The 26604-nt window shown below is 46.0% G+C and carries 21 protein-coding genes and 1 other annotated feature; of the genes, 18 read left to right on the top strand and 3 right to left on the bottom strand.

Annotation, left to right across the window (positions count from 1 at the left end):
• Nucleotides 1–78: 78 nt before the first annotated feature.
• The 10 genes from AC58U0_RS12875 to hemG all read left to right on the top strand — a co-directional run bounded on the left by AC58U0_RS12875 (nucleotide 79) and on the right by hemG (nucleotide 11374).
• On the top strand, nucleotides 79–615 hold the full coding sequence (locus tag AC58U0_RS12875) for an S-adenosylmethionine decarboxylase (protein WP_497379400.1): 537 nt from the start codon (nucleotides 79–81) through the stop codon (nucleotides 613–615).
• A gap of 475 nt (nucleotides 616–1090) precedes the next feature.
• Nucleotides 1091–2494 (top strand): glutamyl-tRNA reductase, encoded by a 1404-nt coding sequence (gene hemA / locus AC58U0_RS12870; protein WP_497379399.1) that lies wholly within the window; start codon nucleotides 1091–1093, stop codon nucleotides 2492–2494.
• A 33-nt stretch (nucleotides 2495–2527) separates the two neighbouring features.
• The gene (locus tag AC58U0_RS12865) at nucleotides 2528–3358 is read left to right on the top strand and encodes a cytochrome C assembly family protein (protein WP_497379398.1); all 831 of its coding nucleotides are present in this window, start codon (nucleotides 2528–2530) and stop codon (nucleotides 3356–3358) included.
• Nucleotides 3359–3363: 5 nt separating this feature from the next.
• Nucleotides 3364–4035 (top strand): precorrin-2 dehydrogenase/sirohydrochlorin ferrochelatase family protein, encoded by a 672-nt coding sequence (locus AC58U0_RS12860; protein ID WP_497379397.1) that lies wholly within the window; start codon nucleotides 3364–3366, stop codon nucleotides 4033–4035.
• An 80-nt stretch (nucleotides 4036–4115) separates the two neighbouring features.
• Nucleotides 4116–5063, top strand: coding sequence for a hydroxymethylbilane synthase (hemC, locus tag AC58U0_RS12855; protein WP_497379396.1), 948 nt, complete (start codon nucleotides 4116–4118; stop codon nucleotides 5061–5063).
• Nucleotides 5064–5068: 5 nt separating this feature from the next.
• Nucleotides 5069–6601: a uroporphyrinogen-III C-methyltransferase gene (gene cobA, locus AC58U0_RS12850; protein WP_497379395.1), complete on the top strand. Its 1533-nt coding sequence runs from the start codon at nucleotides 5069–5071 to the stop codon at nucleotides 6599–6601.
• A 68-nt stretch (nucleotides 6602–6669) separates the two neighbouring features.
• The gene (gene hemB / locus AC58U0_RS12845; protein WP_497379394.1) at nucleotides 6670–7662 is read left to right on the top strand and encodes a porphobilinogen synthase; all 993 of its coding nucleotides are present in this window, start codon (nucleotides 6670–6672) and stop codon (nucleotides 7660–7662) included.
• Between the two features lie 235 nt (nucleotides 7663–7897).
• On the top strand, nucleotides 7898–8962 hold the full coding sequence (hemE, locus tag AC58U0_RS12840; protein WP_497379393.1) for a uroporphyrinogen decarboxylase: 1065 nt from the start codon (nucleotides 7898–7900) through the stop codon (nucleotides 8960–8962).
• 1 nt (nucleotide 8963) lies between these two features.
• Nucleotides 8964–9911, top strand: a complete 948-nt coding sequence (gene hemH / locus AC58U0_RS12835; RefSeq protein ID WP_497379392.1) for a ferrochelatase — start codon at nucleotides 8964–8966, stop codon at nucleotides 9909–9911.
• Nucleotides 9908–11374: a protoporphyrinogen oxidase gene (hemG, locus tag AC58U0_RS12830; protein ID WP_497379391.1), complete on the top strand. Its 1467-nt coding sequence runs from the start codon at nucleotides 9908–9910 to the stop codon at nucleotides 11372–11374. The genes hemH and hemG overlap by 4 nt, the downstream gene beginning before the upstream one ends.
• Here the strand turns inward: hemG and AC58U0_RS12825 are convergent.
• On the bottom strand, nucleotides 11371–12030 hold the full coding sequence (locus AC58U0_RS12825) for a Crp/Fnr family transcriptional regulator (RefSeq protein WP_497379390.1): 660 nt from the start codon (nucleotides 12028–12030) through the stop codon (nucleotides 11371–11373). The two genes, hemG and AC58U0_RS12825, sit on opposite strands and share 4 nt — an antisense overlap.
• Before the next feature lie 70 nt (nucleotides 12031–12100).
• Between AC58U0_RS12825 and hemL the strand changes: the two genes are divergently transcribed.
• On the top strand, nucleotides 12101–13399 hold the full coding sequence (gene hemL, locus AC58U0_RS12820; RefSeq protein WP_497379389.1) for a glutamate-1-semialdehyde 2,1-aminomutase: 1299 nt from the start codon (nucleotides 12101–12103) through the stop codon (nucleotides 13397–13399).
• Between the two features lie 62 nt (nucleotides 13400–13461).
• Here the strand turns inward: hemL and AC58U0_RS12815 are convergent, their stop codons facing one another.
• Complete coding sequence (locus AC58U0_RS12815) at nucleotides 13462–14961, bottom strand: phosphodiester glycosidase family protein (protein WP_497379388.1); 1500 nt, start codon at nucleotides 14959–14961, stop codon at nucleotides 13462–13464.
• A gap of 283 nt (nucleotides 14962–15244) precedes the next feature.
• On the opposite strand from AC58U0_RS12815, the gene AC58U0_RS12810 reads away from it, so the two are divergent.
• The 6 genes from AC58U0_RS12810 (at nucleotide 15245) to AC58U0_RS12785 (ending at nucleotide 24824) form a co-directional block, all read left to right on the top strand.
• A complete protein-coding gene (locus AC58U0_RS12810; protein WP_497379387.1) occupies nucleotides 15245–16132 on the top strand; it encodes an RluA family pseudouridine synthase in 888 nt (295 codons plus the stop codon).
• Between the two features lie 117 nt (nucleotides 16133–16249).
• Nucleotides 16250–17272 carry a LysM peptidoglycan-binding domain-containing protein gene (locus AC58U0_RS12805; RefSeq protein ID WP_497379386.1) on the top strand — a complete coding sequence of 341 codons (1023 nt, stop codon included), beginning with the start codon at nucleotides 16250–16252 and terminating at the stop codon, nucleotides 17270–17272.
• Nucleotides 17273–17449: 177 nt separating this feature from the next.
• Nucleotides 17450–17702 (top strand) — a binding site (T-box leader).
• A 99-nt stretch (nucleotides 17703–17801) separates the two neighbouring features.
• Nucleotides 17802–20471 (top strand): valine--tRNA ligase, encoded by a 2670-nt coding sequence (locus AC58U0_RS12800; protein WP_497379385.1) that lies wholly within the window; start codon nucleotides 17802–17804, stop codon nucleotides 20469–20471.
• A 61-nt stretch (nucleotides 20472–20532) separates the two neighbouring features.
• A complete protein-coding gene (locus tag AC58U0_RS12795) occupies nucleotides 20533–21918 on the top strand; it encodes a bifunctional folylpolyglutamate synthase/dihydrofolate synthase (RefSeq protein WP_497379384.1) in 1386 nt (461 codons plus the stop codon).
• Nucleotides 21919–21925: 7 nt separating this feature from the next.
• Nucleotides 21926–23314: a UDP-N-acetylmuramate--L-alanine ligase gene (gene murC, locus AC58U0_RS12790; RefSeq protein ID WP_497379383.1), complete on the top strand. Its 1389-nt coding sequence runs from the start codon at nucleotides 21926–21928 to the stop codon at nucleotides 23312–23314.
• Nucleotides 23315–23474: 160 nt separating this feature from the next.
• A complete protein-coding gene (locus AC58U0_RS12785) occupies nucleotides 23475–24824 on the top strand; it encodes an SPOR domain-containing protein (protein WP_497379382.1) in 1350 nt (449 codons plus the stop codon).
• A gap of 139 nt (nucleotides 24825–24963) precedes the next feature.
• Here the strand turns inward: AC58U0_RS12785 and AC58U0_RS12780 are convergent, their stop codons facing one another.
• A complete protein-coding gene (locus AC58U0_RS12780; RefSeq protein ID WP_497379381.1) occupies nucleotides 24964–26211 on the bottom strand; it encodes an N-acetylmuramoyl-L-alanine amidase in 1248 nt (415 codons plus the stop codon).
• A gap of 146 nt (nucleotides 26212–26357) precedes the next feature.
• Between AC58U0_RS12780 and AC58U0_RS12775 the strand changes: the two genes are divergently transcribed.
• On the top strand, nucleotides 26358–26600 hold the full coding sequence (locus tag AC58U0_RS12775; RefSeq protein WP_047675969.1) for a DUF4321 domain-containing protein: 243 nt from the start codon (nucleotides 26358–26360) through the stop codon (nucleotides 26598–26600).
• Nucleotides 26601–26604 lie beyond the last annotated feature (4 nt).

The following is a 26604-nucleotide window of genomic DNA, read 5'->3' as shown; positions in this document are numbered from 1 at the left end:
TTGTTTGTCCAGATACCCATACAATGTTATTGCGACACATGTCCGAACATGAAGCAAACATGAACTGGGGGAACGGATTTGAAAAAGAAAATCGTTAGAAAAGCAGTGATTTACAGTATTGTACTCTTTGTCATCATCTGGCCCATCTATCAGCTCGTTCAAATACTTGGTCCTCATAAAGAAGAGCATGATGCTACTCATCTACTGTATCAAGTATCTCTGTTTCAGATGGAACTTCTGAAGAGCTATCTGGAGGAAGCTGCTCAAAGCAAAGATACCGAAGGATTGGACGCTGTGGGGCAAGCCCTTTACTCGGCAAGTTATACGCATGAACGCCTGGTGCTTGCTGCGGGAGGAAGCGAATATCTGACTTCACTGGACAGTATGACCCAGCTAACACAGTACTTGAAGCGTCTGCAGGTGGGGGGAAAGCGAACGTTAAAGCCAGATGAGATCCAGACTTTGAAGGAAGTTTGGCTTCAGTACAAGAGTCTGTACGATCTGTATGAGAAACTCATGGCTTCGAATGGCGATATTATTTCGTCCCAAAATACGAAGCTGACTGAACTGGATCGAAATTTAACCTCTTTTATACGAAAAAAAGCACTTCAATAAGGATATATAAGGATTTTTTTTGAATGAAGCTCAAAGATCCCAAAGCGGAGAGATTTTGAGCTACGCTCAAAGATCCCTAAGCAGAGAGACTTTGAGTTACACTCAAAGATCCCAAAAGCGGAGAGATTTTGAGCTACGCTCAAAGATCCCTAAGTGGAGAGATTTTGAGCTACGCTCAAAGATCCCAAAAGCGGAGAGATTTTGAGCTACGCTCAAAGATCCCTAAGCAGAGAGATTTTGAGCTACGCTCAAAGATCCCTAAGCAGAGAGACTTTGAGTTACACTCAAAGATCCCTAAGCAGAGAGACTTTGAGTTACACTCAAAGATCCCTATATTAGGTATATAGAAACGAAATGCTGTTAAAACTAACGAGCAGTATGAAGCATTCATAAATTCTACAAAAAATTTGTCGGATTGCTTGTTTTGCTGTGCTATAATGGTTCATAGAAATAGACGGAAAGGCAGGTGGTACCTTTGCATATTATCGCACTTGGCTTGAATTATCGTACGGCCCCGGTAGAAATTCGGGAGAAGTTCGCTTTTTCCGATCAGGATTTACCTAAGGCATTGGCAGAATTGAAAGACACGAAAAGCATATTGGAGTGTGTAATCGTCGCCACCTGCAATCGCACGGAAATCTACGCTGTTGTGGATCGACCGCAGATGTGCAGCCATTACTTGACTCACTTCATTGAACGTTGGTTCCAAGTCAGTAAGGATCAATTCCAAAAGCATTTATATATGTATGAAAATGAAAAAGCGATTGAACATTTATTCCGCGTAACAAGCGGATTAGATTCTATGGTTATTGGGGAAACCCAAATTCTAGGACAAGTGCGTGATGCTTTTTTATCATCTCAAAATATGAAAGCAACCGGGGCTTATTTCAATACGTTGTTTAAGCAATCCGTGACACTTGCCAAAAAAGCACACTCCGAAACAGGCATTAGCAATAATCCAGTTTCCGTCAGCTACGCCGCGGTGGAACTTGGTAAACGAATATTCGGTACCTACATGAACAAGACAGTTATGATTATTGGTGCAGGTAAGATGAGCGAACTCACTGTGAAGCACCTATATGCGAATGGCGCTAACAAAGTTATCGTGGTTAACCGCACGTTTGAACGTGCAGTTGAATTGGCTGAGAAATTTAACGGCATTCCATGTACCATCGATAACATGCTGGAGCATTTAGCAGAAGTGGATATTATTATAAGCTCAACAGGCGCTCCAGGATATGTTCTTACGAAGAATGACATTCAGTCCTATGTTCAAAAGAGAAAATCACGTCCGCTTTTCATGATGGACATCGCGGTCCCTCGCGATCTAGATCCACAAATTAGCGGCTTACCTAATGTTTTCCTTTATGATATCGATGATCTGGAGAATATCGTAGATAAACATTTGCAAGAGAGAAAGAAAGAAGCAGCAAAGATTGAAACGATGATCGAGTCTGAAATGGGTGTTTTCGAACAATGGACGAAGACGCTAGGTGTAAGTCCAGTTATAAGTGCTCTTCAAACAAAAGCAAGCCAGATCCACGAAGAGACGATGGATAACATGTTAAAGAAGCTGCCAGACCTCGATGAACGTGAAATTAAAGTTATTCGTAAATTGACGAAAAGCATTGTGAATCAAGTGCTGCGCGACCCAATCCTTCGTATTAAGGAAATGGCTGGAGAGCGTCATGGTGATGAAGCGCTTGAGCTATTCACGAAACTGTTTGCCCTGGAAGAGACCCTTGAACAACAAGAGCAAGCCAATCAGTTAGCACAAGAACTAGAAGCCGGGCATAAAGCAGTTGAAGCTAAGCAGATGCTGGATGATAAGTTGTCCGTGCTTAGTTTACAAAACGCTGATGTTCTAGCCCAATCTTGAAGAAAAGGGCGCTAATCGCCTAGGAGAGGTGCCATGGTTACACGTAGCTGGTTGTTTGATGCGATGATTTATATGTATGCCCTGAGCCTATTGTTTTACTTTTCGGATTTCGCTAATGCGAACCGAAGCGCGAAACGGATGGGGACGGGGCTGCTTTTGTTTGTATGGGTTCTACAAACCGCTTACTTAGGCATTAACTTGTATGGTCATTTGACGGAATGGGCATTTGCCCGGTCGGACGTACTATTTATGTTTTCGTGGTTGATTGTCACGATTTCACTGTTGATTAACCGATTTTTCCGCATTGAATTGTTTGTGTTTTTTGTGAATGTGCTCAGTTTTGCCATTTTGGCTTTGAATGTTTTCGGTAATCCGAATGTAACGCCAATTAAGCCCGATTGGAACATCAATGATGAGCTATTATTTATCCATATTACCTTAGCGATTGGCAGCTATGTGGCATTCTCGATTGCAGCTATTTTCTCAGGCATGTATGTGTTTTTACACAAAATGTTGAAAGCGAAGAAATTCTCTCAAACGGTTATGAGATTACCTTCACTTGAGAAAATTGAACATTACACCTATCTCTCCGTTATTATTGGAGCACCGTTGCTGCTTATGGCTTTAAGCCTGGGTGTGGTTTGGGTTGTACTGGAGGGAGATCGTAATTTACTTTATGATCCTAAGGTGATTAATTCATTCTTTGTATTGGCAGCGTACGCTTTCTATTTATTTCAGCAACATTCTATGCGTATTTCGGGCAATAAGCTCGCAGCTTGGAACCTCGCGGCATTCTTGATTGTTGTTCTCAATTTTGTGGTTTCTAATCTGGTTTCAGGTTTTCACGGCTGGATATGGAGCTAACGACGATGAATCATCCCTATCCAATTATGATGAATCTGTCTGGACGCCGATGTTTAGTAATTGGCGGCGGGGCTGTGGCTGAACGAAAGGTGAAATCACTGCTGCAAGCAGGTGCCCATATAACGATTGTAAGCACAGAATTTACTGAGGGGCTTATGGAGATGGAAAATCATGCTGACGTGGTTCTATATAGGCAAACGTTTGATCCATCGATCATGATCGACAAAAGCTCGGATTTTACGCCCTACATCTTGGTTGTAGCTGCAACGAATGATGCGAAAGTAAATGCTCATGTGCATGAGATAGCATCACGTATGGGGCAGCTAGTCAACGTTGTTGATCAACCTCAATTGAGCTCCTTCATCGTGCCTTCTGTTGTTCGAAGAGGGAAGTTAGTTATTGCGGTTTCAACAGGTGGGGCAAGCCCTTCGGCTGCTCGTAAAATCGCTCAAGAATTAGACAACGCTTATGGTGAAGAGTATGAAACTTACCTCGATTTCCTTAGCGATTTGCGGTTATTGATTCAGAGCAGGGTGACCGATAAACAAGCCAGACAACGTGTGTTTAAAGAGATGCTTGAATGGGATGTGCTTGCCAAAATACGGGACGGCACGTTTGAAAGTTGGAAAGAGAAGCTCTACATAACCTTAGAGAAAGAACCTTGGATGCAGGAGTAAGTTGGAGATAGAGGTACGGATTTATCTGCTTGTTCAGCTATCAAGGATATCGGGCAGCAAGTACAGGGAGGCGGGTAGAGATGAGAACAATCATCGTAGGAACTAGGCAAAGCGCATTGGCACTTACTCAGACAGGGCAAGTTGTGGAGCTCTTAAAACAACTTGCAGCTGAACATGGAATTGCTTGTCAATTTGAAATAAAGAAAATTGTCACGAAGGGCGACCGCATCTTGGATGTTACCTTGTCCAAGGTAGGCGGTAAGGGTCTGTTCGTCAAGGAAATCGAACAGGCACTCGTGGACGGCGACATCGACATGGCCGTCCACAGCATGAAAGATATGCCCTTCGAGCTACCCGAAGGGCTAGTCGTTGGAGCGGTGCCGAAGCGTGAGGATCCGCGCGATGCGCTGATCACACGCGGGCACCGCTCCCTGGACGAGCTGCCGCAAGGCGCGCTCGTCGGTACCAGCTCGCTGCGGCGCGCCAGCCAGCTGCAGCACCTACGCCCGGACCTCCGCATCGAGTCGGTCCGCGGGAACATTGATTCGAGGCTGCGCAAGCTCGATGATGAGAACTTCGATGCTATTCTGCTTGCCGCGGCCGGTTTGCACCGGATCGGCTGGCAGGATCGCATCAGCGCGTACTTGCCGCCCGAGATCTGCCTCCCTGCCGTAGGGCAGGGGGCGCTGTGCATCGAGTGCCGGGGCGGCGACGCCTTCATGCTGGACCTGCTGAGCAGGTTCCAGCATGAGCCAACCGCGCTCGCGGTGCGAGCGGAGCGGGCTTTCCTAGGCAGACTCAATGGAGGCTGCCAAGTGCCGCTCGGCGCTTACGCGAGCATAAGCGAAGACAGCAGCGGATCAGAAGTGCCGCTGCTCACTTTAACGGGCATGGTCGGTACGCCGGACGGCGTCACCATGCTCAAGGAAACGGCTTCCGGGAGCGATCCGGAAGCGCTAGGTTTGCTTGTTGCTGATAAGCTTATTGCGCAAGGCGCTGAAGGTATCCTGGCTGAGGTAAGGAAGTGAGCATCGTGAACAAAGGAAGAGTCTATCTCGTTGGTGCGGGTCCCGGAGATCCTAAACTCATCTCGGTTCGCGGTATGGAAGCCATTCAGAAAGCCGATGTCATCGTTTATGATCGGCTGGCTAACCCTCGTTTACTCAAGCATCGTAGACCGGAAGCTGAGCTGATCTTTGTCGGCAAGCTTCCGGACAAACATATACTAAAGCAAGAAGAAATTAATCAATTGCTCGTAGATCTGGCCCTACAGGGGAAAGTGGTGACTCGTCTCAAAGGCGGCGATCCCAGCGTCTTCGGTCGAGTGGGCGAGGAAGCGGAGCTGCTCGCAGATAACGATGTGATCTTCGATATTATACCGGGTATCACTTCCTCGATTGCGGTTCCTGCCTATGCGGGTATTCCAGTCACTCATCGTGACTTCACTTCGTCTTTTGCGATTATTACCGGTCATGAATATCCGAATAAGACCTATTCCAGTTTGGACTGGGAGCATCTGGCCAAGGCGATTGGCACCATGGTCTTCTTGATGGGTGTAGCGAATCTTGAACAAATTTGCCGTGAATTGATTCGCTGCGGCAAACCGCCGGAAATGCCTGTTGCGCTCGTCAGGTGGGGAACATGGGCGGATCAACAAACGATAACGGGAACTTTGGCTGATATTACGGAGAAGGTAAGAGAAGCTAATTTCAAATCCCCAGCCGTTATTATTGTTGGTGAAGTTGTTAAGCTTCGTGAGAAGCTGGCTTGGATTGAGAAGAAGCCGCTCTTCGGGCGTCGCGTGCTTGTCACAAGAGCAAGAAGTCAAGCAAGTGAGCTTGTGGATTTAATTGATGACATGGGTGGAGAAGCGGTCGAATTCCCGGTTATTCGACTACAACCGCCAAGTCGCCCTGAGGCCATTCAAGCATTGGATTTGGCGCTAGACAAGCTTCATGAATTTGACTGGGTGTTACTGACAAGCGTGAACGGTGTGGAGTATTTTTTCCGCAGGCTGCGTGAAAAAGGGATTGATGTTCGCAAAATGGGGAAAGCTCGCATAGCAGCCGTAGGCCCTAAAACAGCCGAAGCGCTAGCTGAGCGTGGCATCATTGCGGATGTACTCCCGGCCAAATATCAAGGCGAGGGTATCCTGGAAGCCATTCAAGCAGATTTAAAAGCCGGTCAGAAGGTGCTATTACCTACGGCTGACTTGGCACGTGATTATTTGCCTGGTAAGCTCAGAGAGCTCGGACTTGAAGTCACCGAAGTCGATGTCTACGAAAATGTACTCACAACAGACGATGGGGATGAAATTATTCATCTTCTGCAAAATCAAAGCATTCATATCATAACTTTTACAAGTTCATCTACGGTAACAAATTTACTTGAAGCCTTGCGTCAGCTGGGTGTGGAAGATCCGCTATCCTTGCTGCAAGGGGTTGAAATTGCTTGCATTGGACCCAAAACTGCAGAGACCGCAATTCAATGTGGACTGTCGGTTACTTATATGGCGGAAGAGGCTACAGTTGCTTCATTGGTACAAAGTATTACTCAACATAAATAATAAAAATGTCTCAGATGCAGTTTCTTAAGGAGCTGCATCTGATCACCAATAAGGAGGCGGAATTCTTCATGAGTTTCCCTATCGTTCGTAATCGCCGCTTACGCGGCAATGCAGCTATTCGTAATCTGGTACGTGAAAATCAAGTGACTGTTCACGATGTTGTACAACCGATTTTTGTTACACATGGTACGAACATCAAGTCAGAAATTGCTTCGATGCCAGGTGTTTATCATTTTTCTTTAGACAGAATGCAAGAAGAAATCGAAGAAATTACAAAGCTCGGCATTCAAGCTATACTTTTGTTTGGTGTTCCGGATCATAAAGATGCGCAAGGAACATCCGCTTTTATGGATGATGGCATTGTGCAGCAAGCGACTCGTTTAATTAAAGAATTGAACCCGAATTTGCTCATTATCGCCGATACGTGTTTATGTCAGTTTACGGATACAGGCCACTGTGGTGTTATTCATCATCATCCGGTGACAGGACAGGCGGATGTGGCAAATGATGCTTCCTTGGAGCTGTTGGTTCGTACGGCTGTATCGCAAGCCAAAGCGGGTGCTGATATTATCGCTCCTTCCAATATGATGGACGGCTATGTACATGCGATTCGTTCAGGATTAGATGAAGCAGGCTACGAGAATACACCGATTATGGCATATTCCGTAAAATATGCATCGGCTTACTACGGTCCATTCCGGGATGCTGTTGATTCAACACCGCAATTCGGTGACCGCAAGACGTATCAAATGGATCCAGCCAACGGGCGCGAAGCTTTGCGTGAAGCGGAAAGTGACGTTGCAGAGGGTGCTGATTTCCTTATGGTGAAACCAGCTCTTGCTTATATGGACATCATTCGGATGTTGAAGGATAACTTCGATTTGCCGGTAGTAGCCTATAATGTAAGTGCGGAGTATTCGATGATTAAGGCTGCAGCCTTGCAGGGCTGGGTGAATGAAGAGGCCATCGTGATGGAAACAATGACAAGCTTCAAACGTGCCGGTGCTGATATCATCTTGACTTATTTTGCCAAAGATATTGCTAGATATTTAAAAAAATAGCTAATTTCCAATAAGAGCCATTCACCTAAGATGCAGAGGCGAGCAGTTTCCGCTGGAAACGATCAGCATGTAGTCTTAGTGCGGATGGTTCTTTTGTCATACTTTTGTCGCAAAACCTAAGCTTACTTCAGTTGTGACAAGGGTATAATTAGGGCATAATGAATGAGAATAGATGGAAACCAATCGGAGAGACTTTGGCTTAGGGCCAAAGATCCCTATATATGGAAGGTGCCTCATGACCTACAACGATAATTTTATTAAAGCATGCCGAAAAGAACAGGTGGATACACTGCCCGTTTGGTATATGCGCCAAGCTGGACGTTACGATCCGGATTATCGCAAAATCAAAGAAAAGTACTCACTGCTCGAAATTTGTCAGCAACCAGAGCTAGCTGCGGAAGTTACGATGATGCCCATTAAAAAGTTGGGTGTTGATGCAGCCATTTTATATTCGGACATTATGAATCCCGTTGCTTCTCTTGGGGTTGATTTTGATATTGTCAAAGATGTCGGTCCTGTGATTCATACACCCGTTCGGACAGCGCAAGATGTTGAGCGCCTGCGTCCTATCGATGTGGAGAAAGATTTATCGCATATTATTCAAACGATCCGTATCTTAGACAAGGAGCTTGAGGTTCCCCTCATCTCATTTGCGGGTGCGCCCTTTACGATTGCGAGCTATTTGATTGAGGGTAGGCCATCCAAAAGCTATATTCGTACGAAGCAGCTAATGTACTCCGAACCAACCGTTTGGTTTTCCTTAATGGAGAAGCTTGGCGATATGGTCATTACATACTTGCGAGCGCATATCGCAGCGGGTGCCAAAGCTGTTCAAGTATTTGATAGCTGGGTTGGCGCGCTTTCTCCTGCAGATTTTCAAATGTATGTACTGCCTACAATGACGAGAATTTTCAAAGAACTTGCGGACTTGAAGGAGCCAAAGATTTATTTCCCAGGCGTGAGTTCAGGGGAGTTACTTCCTTATCTCAAAGATATCCAAGCGGATGTCATTGGTCTAGATTGGCGGATTCCAATTTCTGTAGGCCGCGGGAGAGTTGGCGAACGCTTTGCCGTACAAGGCAACTTGGATCCCTATATTTTAACAGCTCCGATGAGCGTTATTGAGCAACAGGCGAAAGCCATTATTGATGAAGGGATCCAGCAACCAGGCTATATCTTTAACCTTGGCCATGGTCTATTCCCGGAAGCATCGCTTGAGAAGCTAAAGGATTTGACTACATTCATTCATACTTACTCACATTCCGTATTAACGCAGCAAGCAGAAAAGAGTGGTGTTTAGCATGGCAAGTCAGCGTATTGGTGTTTTAGTCATGTCTTATGGTACTCCGGAAAGTTTGGATCAAGTTGAAGCTTATTACACACACATTAGACGTGGGCATCCTCCAACGCCTGAGCAGCTGCATGAACTAACGGCTCGTTATGAGGCAATTGTAGGAGGGTTCTTCCCGCTGCGTGAAAATACGAACAAGCAGGTTAAAGGCTTAGAAGATACACTTCGTCAAGAACATCCAAACCTTGAATTCGTCTGTTACCAGGGTCTGAAGCATGCTCAGCCTTACGTAGAAGACGGTGTGGAGCAAATGGTTAAAGACGGTATTACGGAGGCTGTGGGAGTCGTTCTAGCCCCTCACTACTCCACGATGAGCGTTGGCGGCTATGTCAAAAGAGCGAAAGATAAAGCAGAGGCGCTTGATCTGAAGATTGATTTCGTACTTGACTACCATCTTCATCCTAAATTGGTGGAAGCCCTTAGTGCACGTGTTGACAAAGCTTTGGAGAAATTCTCGGGTGTGAATCGAAATGATGTGCGCGTTATCTTTACTGCGCACAGCTTGCCTGAGAAAATACTTGAAATGAAAGATCCATATCCAGATCAATTGCTTGCCACTTCCAAAGTTATTGCTGAACGTGTAGGGCTGACGAATTGGCAGTTTGGTTGGCAAAGCGCAGGGCAAACGGCGATGCCGTGGCTCGGTCCGGATATCTTGGATGTTTTGCGGAAGATCAATCAAGAAGAAAACGTCAAGAATGTACTCCTATGCCCGATCGGCTTTGTTTCGGATCATCTGGAGGTTCTCTACGACATCGATATTGAAGCACAGGCTCTGGCCAAAGAGCTTGGACTGCATGTGGAACGAACAGAATCACTAAATACAGACCCTCTGTACCTAGAAACATTGAGTGATGTTGTCTACAAGAAATGGAAAGAGGTCACCCGTTTATCATGAGTACGACGATTCCTCACTACATGATTGTTGGCGGGGGGATTACGGGGCTTAGCGCAGCTTTTTACTTAAAGAAAAGGTTGGAGTCTGCGGGAGCCCCTTTTCGTATTTCTGTGGTGGAGAAGTCCCCGACATTTGGCGGGAAAATTCATACCATAGAACGAGAGGGTTTCGTTATTGAAAAAGGGCCGGATTCCTTCCTTGCGCGGAAGCGTCCTATCATTGATCTGGCTTATGATCTTGGGCTAGAACATGAGCTTACGGGTACCAATCCCGGGGCGAAAAAGACCTATATTGTACGTCAAGGCAAGCTGCACCGCATGCCGCCTGGCTTAGTGCTAGGCATACCAACGCAAATGACACCGTTCATGCAGACGGGCCTCATTTCCCCATTAGGTAAAATGCGAGCCGCATTGGATTTGATCCTTCCTAAGCAAGATGTATCGACAGATGAATCTCTTGGGCATTTTCTGGAGCGCCGCTTAGGGAAAGAAGTGCTCCAGCGTATCGTGGAACCGCTTCTAGCGGGGATTTATGCAGGTGATACGTTTAAGCTTAGTTTGAAAGCAACGTTCCCGCAGTTTCGAGCGATGGAGCAGAAGCATCGAAGTTTAATTCTAGGGATGATGGCCAGTCGTAAAAATGTAGGTGAAGAGAGTGCTCACTTACCTTCTGCTGTTCGTAACTCGGTTTTTGTAACGTTTAGGAAGGGACTTCAGACGTTGGTTTCGGGCTTAGAAGACGCCTTGAAGACGGTGGATCTACGAAATGGCGTTGGGGTTGTATCCGTTCGTAAAATGGGACAGCAGCAAGCAGAGGTTGTCTTTGAGGATGGACATAGTGAAATGGTAGATGGCGTAATCCTAACTACGCCTACTTATCAGGCAGCGCAGGTGTTATCCGATTTTCCAGCAGCAAATCAGCTTAAGAAAATTGACTACATTTCCGTGGCGAATGTTATTATGGCTTTCGATCGCAAAGACATCCCTTTTGAACTAGACGCCTCGGGCTTTCTAGTGCCAAAAACCGAGGGCAGGACGATAACTGCGTGTACGTTAACATCTGCTAAATGGCTGCATACAGCCCCAGACGGGAAGGTGCTTCTGCGCTGTTATATCGGTCGTGCAGGCGAGCAAGAGTGGCCGGAGTGGTCGGATGAACAACTAGTTAGCAAAGCACGTCATGATCTGCGGGAATTATTAGGACTAAAGGCGGAACCGCTTTTTGCGGATGTAACTCGCCTCATGCATTCAATGCCACAATATCCTGTCGATCATCTGGAGCAGATTGCACAGTTCCGTGAAGAGCTTGCTGCGGCTATGCCTCAAGTCCTTGTCGTGGGTGCCGGGTTCCATGGAGTGGGTCTCCCTGACTGTATAAGGCAAGGTAAAGAGGCTGCGTGGCAGCTAGCGGACCTGATCCAAAACCAGTCTCGGGAAGCCGTAGAAACAGTCAGTTCGATTTAACGAAGCTTGGCTAGATCTAGTTTGAAATCTGATGGTGAGATCATTAAGATTTGTTTTTCTTCTAGATCACGAATCACCTGCATGAGCGTCACTTTTTGTACGCCGGCCAATTGAGATATTTCATCAAAGTTAAGTACCAGCTTAATCTTAATCGTATTCCCGTTACGCAACCCATGTTTGTTCGCCATTTTGATCAAACTTTTGATGACACGCGTTCTCGCGTCTAAGAAGGTCAAGTCGAATACTTGTTGATTCGTATCGCGCAGTCGACTGCTGAGCTCTTGCATAATGCCCATGGTAATGTCAAAATGAGTGCGTAGCAGATCGAGGAAGCTTTGTCCTGTCAATGTGAGAAGCATGCTGTCCTCCAAAGTTTGGGCTGATGCTGATCGCGGTTTGCCGTCAATCAGCGAAAGTTCACCAAAGCTTTCGCCTGATTTGCAAATGGACAATATTTTTTCCTCACCTGAACTGCTTGTTGTGAAAATTTTGACAGAGCCGCTGAGGACCATATAAAAGACGGAACCGACTTCTTTTTCGGAAAATAGAACGGTACTCCTTGAAAAGGAACGTCTTGTACAAATCTGAGCTAGAGCGTTGAATTGATCTTCATTCAATTGCGAGAATAAAGGTACTTTTTTGATGATATCGATCATATGGGTACCGCCTTTATATGTAGTAAGTCAACTCATTTTATCATAGATAGATTACTGGGGGTATGAAATTATGGAAAATTCGAGTAGAATCGACACGCGCTCTTCGGCCGCCTTTCAAGAAGCTAAGAAGATCATTCCCGGTGGAGTCAACAGTCCAGTTCGCGCCTTCAAGTCGGTTGGTTTAACACCTTTGTTCATGGAGAAGGGCTCAGGTTCTCGCGTAACGGATATTGACGGCAATACCTTTATCGATTATGTAGGATCTTGGGGCCCGTTAATTGTAGGACATGCTCATCCTGTCGTGCTGGAAGCCATTAAAGGAGCGGCAGAAAAAGGGACAAGCTTCGGTGCTCCAACGCTTCTAGAAACGGAAATGGCAAAGCTGGTCATTGAACGGGTGCCGTCCATTGATATGGTTCGGATGGTGAATTCAGGGACAGAAGCGACCATGAGCGCGCTACGGTTAGCCCGTGGATTTACGAAACGCGACAAGATCATGAAATTCGAAGGAAGCTACCATGGTCATGCTGATGCCTTACTGATCAAAGCTGGTTCCGGTGTAGCCACACTAGGCCTTCCAGACAGTCCAGGGGTTCCGAATAGCGTGGCTTCGAATACGATCACCGTGCCTTACAATGATTTGGCTTCCGTTAAATTAGTGTTTGAAAAGTTCGGGGAAGAAATCGCGGCAATAATCGTTGAGCCGATTGCAGGGAATATGGGAGTAGTGCCTCCAGCTGAAGGGTTTTTACAAGGATTGCGATCCATTACTCAGCAATATGGCACCCTGCTAATCTTCGATGAAGTGATGACAGGCTTTCGCGTGCATAAACACTGCGCTCAGGGCTTGTACGGCGTTACACCTGATTTAACATGTCTAGGTAAGGTCATTGGCGGAGGACTCCCTGTTGGCGCTTATGGAGGTCGACTGGACATCATGGAGCAGATTGCTCCTGCAGGTCCAATCTATCAGGCGGGAACCTTATCCGGTAATCCGCTAGCGATGGCAGCAGGCTTCGCAACGTTATCCTTATTGGGCGAGCCCAATGTCTATGAGGAACTGGAACGCAAGTCTGCGAAGCTGGAAGCTGGATTCGCTGCGAATGCCGCTGAATTTGGCGTAGCAAGCACAATTAACCGCGTTGGATCCATGATATGTCCATTCTTCACCGAGCAGGCTGTCACGAATTACGATTCAGCCAAAACGTCTGATCTAGCTAAGTTTAATGCTTATTTCGGCCACTTGCTCGATTTGGGGGTTTCGGTTGCACCTTCGCAATTCGAAGGGATGTTTGTATCTACGGTTCATTCCGATGAAGATATTGCTGCTACAATCGATGCTCATCGTGAAGCATTGAAGCAATTATAAATCTGTGAACATACAAAGACCTGGCCAATGCGGCCAGGTCTTTTGCTGTTTATGTAGAAGATTTAGTTTGTTTTTGTAGTTGGAGCAACAGTAGTAGATGGCGGAGGTGCGCTAATCCCAGTGTTTGTTTGTCCTTGGTTAGGGTTAGGGCTTGTACTCGGTGTAGGCGTCGGGCTCGGCTTTGATGATGTGGAAGCTCCTGGTGAGGAGCTTCCTGTGCCAGTGCCGGAACCTGTGCCGGCATTGCCTGTACCTGTCCCAGAGCCAGTGCCTGTACTCGGAGAAGGACTTGGCTTCGTAGAAGGTGTCGGTGAAGTTTCAGGCTTCGCTGAAGGACTTGGTTTGACAGCTCCATTATCTGATCCTAAAGGAGGATTGGACGTGCCGTTTTTACCAGCTTCCGTGCTGGATTCAGGCTTGGTTGACGTTGTTGACTTCGGTGTAGCTGTTGCTTTAGGCGGGTTTGCTTTTTTGTTCGCTTGTTCTTTCAAGAATTCAGGGTGGTCATAAGCACCGCCTGGATCAATTGTCTTAAGTCCTTCCCAAACATTCTTGACTTTTACTTGGTCAGGATGATCAAAAACTAGGAAAGCAGAAGGTAAGCGACGCTCCCCATAACGACTGGAGGGCTTCGTGATCAGCTCATCGTTGTATACCATCTCGGAGGATGCTCCGCCATCTAAGAAGCCAGCGTTAATGACGCCATCTGCGAGAAACATATCCTGTACCTCTTTGAGAGTCGCACCTACACTGTGCGTTTGTCGGCCGTCGATCACGATGAAGATAACCGTTCCGTCGGCTTTTTGTCCCACAGCTGTACGAGGTGCGCGTCCCCAGCCTCCGTCTCCGCTAGTAATGAGCGGTTTTCCGTTAGCAATAACTCGCGGATAGAACGATACGGCGTCAGTGACACCAAGTTTAAGCAGCTCGTCAATCGTATATTTGCCGATAATGAGTGTGCCTTCTTTAGTGAATCCAACGATATGTTGAGGAACGCTGCCTTCTTGGTCAGTATAAAGAATTTCTCCGCCGGACATAATAGCACCAATTGGAGCAAATCCGTTTCCAAGTCCGTCTGGATCGTTGAAGCCTCCGCCATTTACGCCGGCAACAGCGCCAGTACGCTCTACCATGGATGTAATTCTTTCCCCTTCACCTTGCTTTGCGGGGACAACCACACGAATCGTTCGCGGGTCATAAACATACATTTTCTTGCCCTTCCAAAACTGACCAGAAATATCTTCGACTTTCACAAGACTTTCTGTAGAACGATTTTTATTGAATTGAACTGCCCGCAAATCTTGTTTTTCAACAGAGTTGATTTCGGTCAAATTTTGCATTTCGAGAACCAACTGATCTCTGCGCTCAGCACCAACGAAAATCCAAGCCCAGTCACGATGCTGCGTCGTAATAACGGTTTTAGCCAAATACTCGCGGATATATGCCCCAGGCGGGGTTAGAAATAAGAAACTTGAACTCAGAAAAGCACAAACAGCTATAACGAGAAAAGTGCGTTTCAGCCAACTATAATTCCGAAAATGCTCTAATATTGAACTACCCAAGGTTGTTCCTCTCCTGCTCTATTATTCTATTTTGGTATTAGATATTTTGATAAGAAATGTCGAAAAAAAACAATACAAGATTTATATTATCATATTTTTGCATGCAATTGTTAATGGTAATTGTTAAAATAAAGTGTACATAATCCCTATTTTCTTAAGGAGTCTTGAATTCTATGAAACGATATTACTTTTTCGATTTTCCAATAGATTTAATGGCCGTTGTTTTTGTCTTTCTAGTTATTTTGCTCGTAATCTATTTATCTTTTCGTAAAGGAACACTTAAATGACAGAGTGGAAGCGCAGCGGTGAATGGTTGGAGCTCCCGATTCCAAATCCGTTATGGAAACCTCTTAAACCGGGGGCAATAGAAGAATTAGCAGCTATACTGCCTGTTCCTAGAAAGTATTTTCTTCGACTAGCCTCCCAAGGTCTTATTCGGATTCAGGATGACAAAGTTCGACTTCATGCTTTTCCTGAAGAGAAGGCAGCTTTCAGACCCGAACCTTATGATCTTGGCATTTTGTATGAGGACGACTTTTGTCTTGTCGTTAATAAACCGGCAGGCATGTCCGTACATCCGGCTGAAGCAGGGCAAAGCGGTACGTTGGCTTCTGCGGTAGCCTTCTATTTTGAGTCGACTGGCCAGACTTGTGGAGTTCGGCATATACATCGTTTAGATCAAGATACGACCGGAGCTGTACTTTATGCCAAAAATGAGTGGGCGCATGCGCTTCTTGATGAAGCAATGCGTGATAAACGGATTGATAGACGCTATGTAGCGCTAGCTGAGGGCGTATTCCGAACAAAGCAAGGATCAATAGATGAACCTATCGGTAAAGATCGCTATATTTCAGGCAAGCGAAGAGTTTCACCAAGCGGTGATCAAGCGGTAACGCATTATCGGGTCTTAGAGCAAATGAAGAAAGCAGCTTTCGTGGAACTTACGCTAGAAACAGGGAGAACCCATCAAATTCGGGTCCATCTCAGTCATTTAGGTCACCCACTCGTAGGGGATTTCCTATATGGGGGTTCATCGCGTTTATTTCATCGACAAGCCCTGCATGGGGAGAGGCTTTCGTTCGATCACCCTGTTACTCAAAAGCACGTGATCGTGCATGCTCCTCTGCCGCAAGATTTCAAGCTTTTGCTAGAAGAAGTTTCAGCCCCGTAAAAATGTAGTCATGCCTAGCCCTTCCCACCCATATACTTTTAGAGACAAACAAGTAAATGGCCAAACAATCCGAATGCTGTCCAGCATCTGGATTTGATGGAAGGGAGGATTAATTCGGTGTCTGAACAACAACCAGGTTTAAGGTTCGATATCTATGAACGCGTTCATTTGCAAGAAGATTTGGCGGGGATACAAGAATTAAATGATGTAGAATTGCTTCCTCATATTCAGGTAATTACTTTGGATGATCAGGCAATCCTAAAAGGGAATTTGCTGCTCACGGGCAATTATTTCAGTGAAGAAAGGGATTCACCCAGATCACTAGAGCATCTGATTCCAGTTGAGATCACCTTACCTTTAAATCGCATTCATCGTGTGGAAGATATTCAGGTCGAAATTGAAAATTTTGATATTGATCTTTTATCAGCGCGAAGTCTGAACGTTACAGGTGTGCTTTCCCTACAAGGCGTCGAAATTGTTTCGGCTCCGCTGGAGAGCTGGCGGGAAGAAGAGGAAGTTACTTTCGTTCATGAGGTTAACATCCCAAGTTTCGAGCCGCCTATGCCCTATCAGCCACAGCCTTTACAGGAACTACCGGCAATTCCAACCATACGAGAACCTGTAAATGTAGCGTCTTATGCTGCAGTTCCTCCAAATGTGGCTCCTTTTCAAGATGAGGTTGGTTCTGACGATGGTGTAGTTGTTGTGGAGATTGAACAAACCGAATTAAAGGTGGCACCCCATCAAGAAAACACGGTGGTTACGGAAGATAAGAAAGAACTTAAAGTCGCCTTTGGCAAAAAGGCGGATGAGGCTGTGGACATCAACCCGTACGGTATTAAATCGCTTCTTTCTAAGGCAGGCTCGTATCTTACCGATAAGAGGAATGCAGAAGCAGAAGCGCAAGCTGCGCTTGCGGAAGAGACGCGAATAGATGCTGTGGAGTGGAAGCGGCTCTTTCTACAAAGCAACACAGGATCGCAAGAGTTTAGGAAACTAAAATTGTGCATTGTTCAAAAAGAAGATACGTTGGAATCCATTGCCAAACGATATCAACTCAACCCGCGTGAGCTTCAACTTCTGAACCGTATGAGCGATCAAGAAATTTCAGTTGGGCAGGTTATTTATCTGCCTAGATAAATAACAGGTACATAGGCAAGAGCCTTTGGCTGCTTATAGCGGCTGGGGGCTCTTTTTCATTTTCGTAACATCTTTCGGAATCAAGCATAATTTATGTATAAACGGTAATACTGGAATGATATATTGACTCTATTTCAAATGTTCGATATCATATGATGTAAACCATTTTGAGTAATATTGGAAACGTTGATAGGGAGTAGTAGGCGGTAAGCCCTTCAGAGAGTGGAACTGGTAGCGCTGAAAGGTTCCATAGGAAGCAACCGAACGAAGTCGCCCTGGAGTTGTGAATGTGAGTGTATGCGCCCGTTTATGCGGTGAGCAGCATTAGCATTCGCCGGCCGCAGCCGTTATCTGTTTGAGAGCCACGCGCTTCTATTGAAGCTGCGCGGAATGAAGGTGGTACCACGGAAGCAAGCCTTTCGTCCTTTGCGGGCGGAGGGCTTTTTTTGTTTGAATGGACGCCGATGTGAGAGGACTTACAGGCCTTATAAGCCTGTTTAACAGAGATAATAGTAATGGAGGTAATCTTATGACAGAAGCTAATGAGACTAAAGAACAATTGCAAATGCCTACTACGTACGATCCTAAAGAAGCTGAGCGAAAGTGGTATGATTACTGGATTAAAAATGAATTTTTCAAAGCGGGCACCCGCCCTGATGCAGAAACCTACACCATTGTGATTCCGCCTCCGAACGTAACAGGTATGCTGCATATCGGGCATGCGCTTGATTTTACACTGCAGGATATTTTAATTCGTACTAAACGAATGCAGGGTTATGACGCACTTTGGCTGCCTGGATCTGATCACGCGGGTATTGCTACCCAAACTAGGGTAGAGCAAAAGCTCCGCGAGCAAGGACAATCACGCTATGATCTTGGACGCGAGAAGTTCTTGGAGAAGGTGTGGGAGTGGAAAGAGCTATATGCGAATACAATTCGTGAGCAATGGGCTAAAATGGGCTTCTCGCTGGACTATTCGCGTGAGCGATTCACCTTGGATGAGGGTCTTTCACAAGCTGTTCGTGAAGTATTCGTAAGTCTTTATGAGAAAGGCCTCATCTATCGCGGGAAATATATTATTAACTGGGATCCAGCGGCTCGTACAGCGCTATCTGACATTGAAGTAGAATATAAAGAGGTGCAAGGCGCCCTTTATCATTTAGAATACAAAACGACGGACGGAACAGGTTCAATCGTTGTTGCCACTACACGTCCTGAGACGATGCTCGGCGATACAGCGGTTGCTGTTCATCCGAAGGATGAGCGCTATCAGCATCTCATCGGCAAAACGCTGCTACTTCCTATCGTGAATCGCGAGATACCGATCATTGCGGATGAGTATGTTGAAAAAGAGTTCGGAAGCGGCGCCGTCAAAATTACACCGGCCCATGATCCGAACGACTTCGAAGTCGGGAAGCGTCACGACCTGCCGCAAGTTCTGGTAATGGACGAAACCGGCACGATGAACGCAAATGCGGGTCCATACCAGGGAATGGATCGGTTTGAATGCCGCAAGCAAATTGTTGCTGATTTGAAAGAGCAAGGCGTTCTTATCAAAATTGAGGAACACATGCATCAAGTAGGCCATAGCGAACGCAGCGGCGCCGTGATTGAGCCTTATTTATCAACGCAATGGTTTGTGAAAATGCAGCCGCTTGCTGAGAAAGCGATTGATACGCAAAAATCAGGCAATGGCGTTAATTTCGTACCGGATCGCTTCGAGAAAACGTACTTGAACTGGATTGAAAATGTTCGTGACTGGTGTATTTCTCGTCAATTGTGGTGGGGACATAGGATTCCAGCATGGCACTGTGCAGATTGTAGTCAAATCACGGTAACACGTGAGGACGCTACGGCTTGTTCTCATTGCCAAAGCACGAATTTGAATCAAGATAATGACGTACTTGATACATGGTTCAGCTCGGCATTGTGGCCTTTTTCAACATTAGGCTGGCCTAATGAAACAGAGGATTTGAAGCGTTTCTACCCGACGAATGTGCTTGTAACGGGCTATGATATCATTTATTTCTGGGTATCTCGCATGATCTTTACGGGGCTGGAATTTACGCAGCAAATTCCGTTTAAAGATGTTTTGATGCATGGTCTTGTACGGGATTCTGAAGGTCGCAAAATGTCAAAATCACTTGGTAATGGTGTCGATCCGCTTGAAGTCATCGAGAAGTATGGCGCTGACGCTATGCGCTATATGATTTCGACTAGCAGCACACCGGGGCAAGATCTACGTTTCCGTTGGGAACGTGTAGAGCAGGCGCGGAATTTTGCCAATAAGATCTGGAATGCATCTCGCTTTGCTTTAATGAATCTCGAAGGTGTAAACGCAGCAGATATTGATCTAACGGGTCAACTGGGTACGGCAGACCGCTGGATTCTGCACCGTCTGAACGAAACTGTTCGTGACGTGACTCGTCTAATAGACAGCTATGAATTCGGTGAAACTGGCCGATTACTGTACAATTTCATCTGGGATGATCTCTGTGATTGGTACATTGAGTTCAGTAAGTTAAGCTTATACGGGACAGATACAGCTGCGAAGAGTAAAACGCAGTCCGTACTTGCGTATGTACTTGACCATACCCAACGTTTGATTCATCCATTCATGCCGTTCATTTCGGAAGAGATCTGGCAGCATCTTCCGCATGTGGGTGAGACGATTACATTAGCATCTTGGCCAGTAGAGAATAAGGCTTTCGAATCGCCTGATGCTGTTCGTGAGATGGAACTGTTGATGGACGTTATTCGTTCGGTTCGTAATATTCGGTCCGAAGTGAATGTGCCGATGAGTAAGAAAGTTGAACTGCTTGTAAAGCCAGCTAGCAGCGAAACACTGAGTATTCTCCGCAGCAATGAAGAATACCTGAAGCGTTTCTGTAACACTTCCCTCCTCCAAATCGACGCAGAAATGGCAGCACCAGAGAAAGCCATGACAGCTATCATTACAGGAGCTGAGCTTTTCTTGCCGCTGGCTGGTCTTATCGACATTGCGCAAGAACTCACGCGCTTGGATAAAGAATTACAATCTTTGCATGGTGAAGTAGAGCGTATCGAGAAGAAACTGGGCAATGAAGGCTTTGTGGCCAAGGCACCAGCCAAGGTCATCGAGGAAGAAAAAGCAAAGCTTGCTGATTATGCCGATAAGCGAGACAAAGTGATTGCGCGTTTAGCGGAGTTAAAAGGATAATTGTAGTAAAACAAACGATTGCCTAGTTACGAAAACAAGCTGATTCATATAGTAAATGAGGATGAAATCGATGGATAAAATCAAAGATACCCCTTCGGCTGAATTCCAGACAGCGCAAGAAGCCATTGCTTGGATTGTCAGCCGGATGGAGAAGCTCGGTATGAAACCGGGACTTCAACGAATGCAGATGTTAATGGAGAAACTAGGTCACCCCGAACGTAGGCTGAAGTTCATTCATGTGGCTGGGACGAATGGCAAAGGCTCTACATGTGCCTATCTATCTTCTGTTTTGCAGGCTTGCGGTTATGACGTGGGTACATTCACGTCTCCTTATTTGGAGAAGTATACGAATCGTATCCAAGTGAACGGAGCCGACATTCCGGACGACGTGCTGCTCAGACTGGTGAATGAAATGAAGCCAATCGTTGACGAAATTGCAGAAACTGAGGTCGGACCTCCGTCTATGTTCGAAATTTCGACTGCGCTCGCGATTATGCATTTTGGCAAAGTGGCATATCCCGATTACGTAGTATGGGAAACAGGTCTCGGGGGAAGGCTGGATAGCACGAATATTGTGAATCCCGTCGTAACCATCATTACGAATGTAGGCCATGACCATATGGAAATCTTGGGTGATACACTCGAATTAGTTGCAGCTGAGAAAGCGGGTATTATTAAAGCGGGTGTGCCCGTCATTACCGCTGCCCAGCCCCATGAGGTTTGGAGTGTGATCGATCAAATTGCCAAGGAGAAAAAAGCGACACTCTATACACTTGGCGGACAATTCAATTTCACGAATGTGAGAAGCGAGCTAGATAGCCAAACTTTTGATTTTAGCGGGCCGTTTCGAAATATTCATGGTGTGCCGATTACGTTAAACGGAGAGCACCAATTGAAGAACGCAGCAGTAGCCGTAATGACGCTTGAAGTTCTTCGTCAATATTATGCCTGCATCGTTGATGATGAAGATCTGTTCAAAGGACTCAAGGAGACACGTTGGCCGGGCAGACTTGAGATGGTTTCGAGCGAACCTCGTATATTACTCGATGGCGCTCACAATCCAGAAGGGGCCGCTACGCTGGCTGCCGCGCTCCAAAGTGTATATACTTACCGTAAGCTTCATATGATGGTAGGAATGCTTTCTACAAAGAATCATCCAGGCTACCTGAGGCATATACTACCATTGGTGGATACTCTTATAATTACGGAACCCGATTTTCATAAAAAAGGCGACGCTTCTATGATCGCTGAGATTGCAAGAGAGCTGCTGCGCGAGATGAACCGTGAGGTAGATATCATTGTCGAGCGAGATTGGAAGCGAGCCTTAGAAACACTAACAAGTAGAACTGAGCAGGATGATCTGGCGGTCGTATCCGGCACGCTGTATTTAATCTCTGATGTTCGTTCTTGGATTACCTATCAAACCGATTCTGAAAAAGGATGGTGAGAACGGCGTGAGTCAAGCAGAACACGTACATTTTATTGGCATCGGCGGATACGGCATGAGTGCCATTGCCAAAGTCATGCTGGAAATGGGATACCGGATATCTGGTTCCGATCTGGCACAGCAAGAGCTTACAGAAAAGCTGAAAGCGAAGGGTGCGCAAGTTTTCATCGGACATGAAGCTAGGAATGTGTCAGGGGCCGATTTGGTTGTGTATTCAACCGCTTTAGCCAAAGACAATGTAGAAATGCAAGCTGCGGAAGAATTGAATATTCCGATTATTCATCGCTCACAAATGCTTGCTCGGCTCATGAATGAACGCAAAGGCATTGCGGTAGCTGGAGCCCACGGCAAAACAACAACATCATCAATGATTGCTTTAGTCATGGAGATTTGCGGAATTGATCCGACCTATATCATTGGTGGCGAGATCATGAATGTAGGCAGTAATGCCAAAGCTGGCAAGGGCGAATTCGTCGTGGCAGAAGCGGACGAGAGTGATGGAACCTTCCTTCAATATCACCCAACTCTCGCACTTGTGAACAATATCGAAGCGGATCACTTGGAGAATTACAATGGTGATTTCGAGAATTTGAAGAAAGCTTATAAGCAATTCCTCAGTCAAGTTAGACCTGGCGGGAGAGCTATTGTTTGTCATGATGATGCGTTCTTACGTGAAATGATTCCGCAAATTCAAAGCGAAGTTATTACGTATGGCATAGATACTGAGGCTGATTATGTCGCAAGCGATATTACGTTAGGCGACCGTAAGGTTACGTTTACTGTACAGTTCAAAGGGGCTACACTCGGTCAGGTTAGCTTGTCCGTACCAGGTAAACATAACGTATATAATGCCTTAGCGACGCTTATCACCTGTCTGGAAGCAGGGCTTTCTTTCGAGCAAATTGCAGAAGCTATTCAGGAATTCCGAGGGGCAAAGCGTAGGTTCCAAGTGCTGGGAGAAGTTGCAAACATGTTGGTTATTGATGACTACGCGCATCATCCTACGGAGATTCAAGCAACGATTTCCGCAGCCAAAGCAACAGGGAAACGCATCATAGCTGTATTCCAACCCCAACGCTATACACGAACCTATTATTTATTTGAACAGTTTAGCCGTTCATTCGATGAAGCTGATGAGGTTATTATTACCGATATTTACTCACCTGCCGGCGAGCAGCGAATTGAGGGAATAGATTCAGTTAAACTGGTTGAATTGATCCGCAGCAACAGCAACCCGAATGTTCAACATATTGCAACTCGGGATGAGGTACTCACTTATTTGATTCAGCATGTGCAGCCTGGTGACTTGGTGTTAACCATGGGGGCTGGCGACATCTGGAAAGCAGCTGATGGTTTAGCGAAATCGCTGCGTAAAAAGTACGAATTGACTAGTTAGAAGAAAGATCGCTGCAAGCCAAATGGCTGGAGGCGGTCTTTTTTTGCTGAAAGAAACATAATGGGGTTCTCTCAATCATAATCTAGTAACAGAAGATTTGGACAAGACGACGCGGCGCTATGCCCGTTTCCAAATAAATTTTACGAGGAGTGATTGAGAGATGAACAAGAATAAAGCAAGAATAACCTACCGTTTCGATCCGCAAGAAAGCTCGGAATCCAACCGTAGAGCATCGCGAGTACCAGATAAAGAGGAGAAAGTGATACCACTCTATCAGGAAGAATTTAAGGTTATAGATTCTACGATTGACCGTCCTACGTCGGATGAGGTGACTCCTTATCATCAAGCGGAGAGGGAGCAAGTCGAACATTTATTTGAACCACATGCTTTAAATACGTTCACGACGGACTTTGGAAGCTGGAATAGTCAGATTGAAACGGAAGGTGAGCGAGTGGAACGCATCATTCGTGAGTCACAGGCAGCCCGAGAGAATCCAGCTGTTAGAAATCCGTCAACAGAGAGAGCTGAGCCTACTTCTGACAGAGATCGGGATGAGTGGACTTCCTGGACGTCTAAGGAACCATATAAGGAACCGGGGACAGGTGCCAGATACGCGAAATCAACGGGTACACCTTGGATTCGAATTGCAACATCAGTGGCAGGAGCGGTGGTGACGGGGATTGCGTTTGGTTTCTTTGTTCTCTCCATGTTTTCAAGCGATCGTGATACCAAAGATACGGCATCGATTAAGAATACGATAACAGTTCCTTCACCCAATGTACAAGCAGCAGCACCATCGAAAGCGCCAACAGGAGCAACTAAAACGACTACAGATCAAGCGCCTGCTATTCCGGCGTCTGCCTCTGCTGTCACAGCGGTTCAAATTCCTGCGAAATCGTATACTTTTCTTCAAAACGGTGTATTTAGTACTTTACAGGGAGCTCAAGCTATCCAAGATACACTGAAGAAGAAAGGATTAGGCACTGCGCTTGACACGACAGATAAGCTAACCGTATTCGTCGGATTTGCCAAAAACCGAGATGACGCTCTCGCATTAAGAGAACAACTGCAAACAACGGATAAAACCATTGAGGTTTATATGAAAAATGTGGATATCCCTGCGGCCACAGGGATTCGTTGGAGCGGTCAGAAACCGGAGTCGGTTCCAACGTTCATTAGTGAAGGTGATAAACTAGTGAATACGATCAATGGTTTAGCGCTGGTTCATTTGGCTGAAACGAAGCCAACCCCGCTTGCTGAAACGTCGCTGCAATCGATTCGCACTTCCCATCAGCTGCTTACGACATTGTCGGCCTCTCTAGGCGAGGGGGTAGGCGATGACACGAAGGCATTCTTGCAAAAAATGACCACATCGATCAACAGTGCGGTTCAATCGATGGAAGAGTACAAGAAGAGTCCTTCTACGGCTATGCTTTGGCAGGCTCAATCGTCCATGATGCAGTACATTATTGCTCAGAGAGAGCTGCTTAAGAAAATCAGTGTATCCTAACGAAAAAGCAGTGTGCCCAAAACTCTCAGGAGTTTGGACACACTGCTTTTTATTTGTAGATAAGAAAGTATAAGTTTTATACTTTTGCTTCGCAGCTACCTTGACAAACACGCTCATCCCTGAAGGACGACGGAGTCGTTTATCCTTGGTAGTAGCGATTGAGCATGGCAGCAATCTCTGCACGTGTAATGGTCTGACTAGGTTTAAACGCGGTATCACTTATACCATCAATGATGCCCATATTTCTTAGCGCATAAATCGCTTTAGCACTCCATAGTGTCTCAGGTACATCGTTGAAAGATGCAGATGCTGCTGCAACAGGCAGGTTATTCGTTGTGGAAGACGACATTTGTAAAAGACGATCGAAGAGAAAAGCGACTTCACCTCTCGTAATTGATTGATCGGGTCGGATCGTTCCATCGGAATAGCCCTGCAAGAGGTTTAAGTTTTTGGCTTTGTCAAATACGGGGCTTGCCCAATGAGAAGACGGCAAGTCTTTGTAACTTTGCTCAGCGGCAGCTTGGCAGCCATAAACGATAGATGTCACGGTTTTGCCCGGCTCGCAGACAGCTTTCAATTTGCTGAACGTAAACACCCGATCCATTAATGTGAGAAATTCTGCTCTTGTTAAAGCACGTTCCGGTTCATAACGATTAGCTATGCCTTCAATGATCCCCTTATTTTTCATCCGCAAAATCGCTTCTCTGGCCCAATGACCAAGTGAATCTGTGAACAAGGGCGGCGTGTAGGCAGCGATACCATCCGCAATACCTGCAGCCATTTTAGACCGAACGGAGTCACTTGCTAGCAAAGCTGCATCGCTTGTTTGGCTGAGAAAGGCGGTTTCTACGAGAATACTCGGAATGGTTCCCATTCTGGCTACATAAACAGCGCTTGGAACAAGACCTAGGTTTTTGGTTCCGGCAGCAGCGACGAGTGAATCCAAAACACGCTGTGCGAGGTCTTTGCTGTACGGAGTTAATTGTTTCATTGCTTCACTTGCTGGATAATCTTCTTGTGGATAATTATTGTCGTAGTAGAGAACCATAGTTCCTTTCGTTTTACCGTCCGGATGCGCATTGGCGTGGATAGATACGAATAAATCCGCTTGCAGAGTATTTGTAAATTCGACGCGCTGTGCGAGAGACCAATAGGAGTCATCTGTTCTTGTTAAGACAACTTCGTAACCTTTTGCGACTAGCTCGTCCCTTACCTTCTGGGTGATGTCCCAATTGACATCTTTTTCACGCAGACCGTTTATACCGGTTGCTCCAGGATCACTTCCGCCATGTCCGGCATCGAGGACAACTTTGTAAGCGAATGCTTGATAAGGAAATGCAAATGTAAGCAATAAGGATAAAAGGATAAGTCTTTTAAGTAGAGTCATAAGTTGAAATACCTCCGCTAACTATCTTACTAGGATGGGCTTACGTTGTAAGCTGGTAAGAATCACCACCCTATCTTATTTTTACTTGGAAAAAAGAAGAGTCTGCCCGTATAATAGGGCTTGTACATAAAGAGAGGATGACAGGAATGAAAAAAGGTACCTTCACATTGATCGTATTTTTAATCGTTGGTTTAATTACCGGGATTATCATAGGCCAGCTGCTGGCTGCAGTGCCTGCTCTCGCATTTTTGACCAAATCGGCGCAAATTTCATGGGAGCCCAAAGCCGATTTACAAGTAGTGAAATATGAGTTCCACCTTTTGGTGAAGCTAAACCTGTGCAGTATTCTTGGATTAGTGGGGGCGTACCTCCTGTATCGTAAGGTGTAACTGG

Source organism: Paenibacillus sp. J31P190 (assembly GCF_059692075.1).
This window is presented reverse-complemented; position numbering and strand designations above follow the sequence as displayed.

What these genes read in the sequence shown, in the direction of transcription:
- AC58U0_RS12865 (WP_497379398.1), top strand. Translation starts at nt 2,528, where the DNA reads ATGGTTACACGTAGCTGGTTGTTTGATGCGATGATTTATATGTATGCC.
- AC58U0_RS12860 (WP_497379397.1), top strand. Translation starts at nt 3,364, where the DNA reads ATGAATCATCCCTATCCAATTATGATGAATCTGTCTGGACGCCGATGT.
- hemC (WP_497379396.1), top strand. Translation starts at nt 4,116, where the DNA reads ATGAGAACAATCATCGTAGGAACTAGGCAAAGCGCATTGGCACTTACT.
- hemB (WP_497379394.1), top strand. Translation starts at nt 6,670, where the DNA reads ATGAGTTTCCCTATCGTTCGTAATCGCCGCTTACGCGGCAATGCAGCT.
- hemE (WP_497379393.1), top strand. Translation starts at nt 7,898, where the DNA reads ATGACCTACAACGATAATTTTATTAAAGCATGCCGAAAAGAACAGGTG.
- hemH (WP_497379392.1), top strand. Translation starts at nt 8,964, where the DNA reads ATGGCAAGTCAGCGTATTGGTGTTTTAGTCATGTCTTATGGTACTCCG.
- hemG (WP_497379391.1), top strand. Translation starts at nt 9,908, where the DNA reads ATGAGTACGACGATTCCTCACTACATGATTGTTGGCGGGGGGATTACG.
- AC58U0_RS12825 (WP_497379390.1), bottom strand. Translation starts at nt 12,030, where the DNA reads ATGATCGATATCATCAAAAAAGTACCTTTATTCTCGCAATTGAATGAA.
- hemL (WP_497379389.1), top strand. Translation starts at nt 12,101, where the DNA reads ATGGAAAATTCGAGTAGAATCGACACGCGCTCTTCGGCCGCCTTTCAA.
- AC58U0_RS12810 (WP_497379387.1), top strand. Translation starts at nt 15,245, where the DNA reads ATGACAGAGTGGAAGCGCAGCGGTGAATGGTTGGAGCTCCCGATTCCA.
- AC58U0_RS12800 (WP_497379385.1), top strand. Translation starts at nt 17,802, where the DNA reads ATGACAGAAGCTAATGAGACTAAAGAACAATTGCAAATGCCTACTACG.
- AC58U0_RS12795 (WP_497379384.1), top strand. Translation starts at nt 20,533, where the DNA reads ATGAAATCGATGGATAAAATCAAAGATACCCCTTCGGCTGAATTCCAG.
- AC58U0_RS12785 (WP_497379382.1), top strand. Translation starts at nt 23,475, where the DNA reads ATGAACAAGAATAAAGCAAGAATAACCTACCGTTTCGATCCGCAAGAA.
- AC58U0_RS12780 (WP_497379381.1), bottom strand. Translation starts at nt 26,211, where the DNA reads ATGACTCTACTTAAAAGACTTATCCTTTTATCCTTATTGCTTACATTT.
- AC58U0_RS12775 (WP_047675969.1), top strand. Translation starts at nt 26,358, where the DNA reads ATGAAAAAAGGTACCTTCACATTGATCGTATTTTTAATCGTTGGTTTA.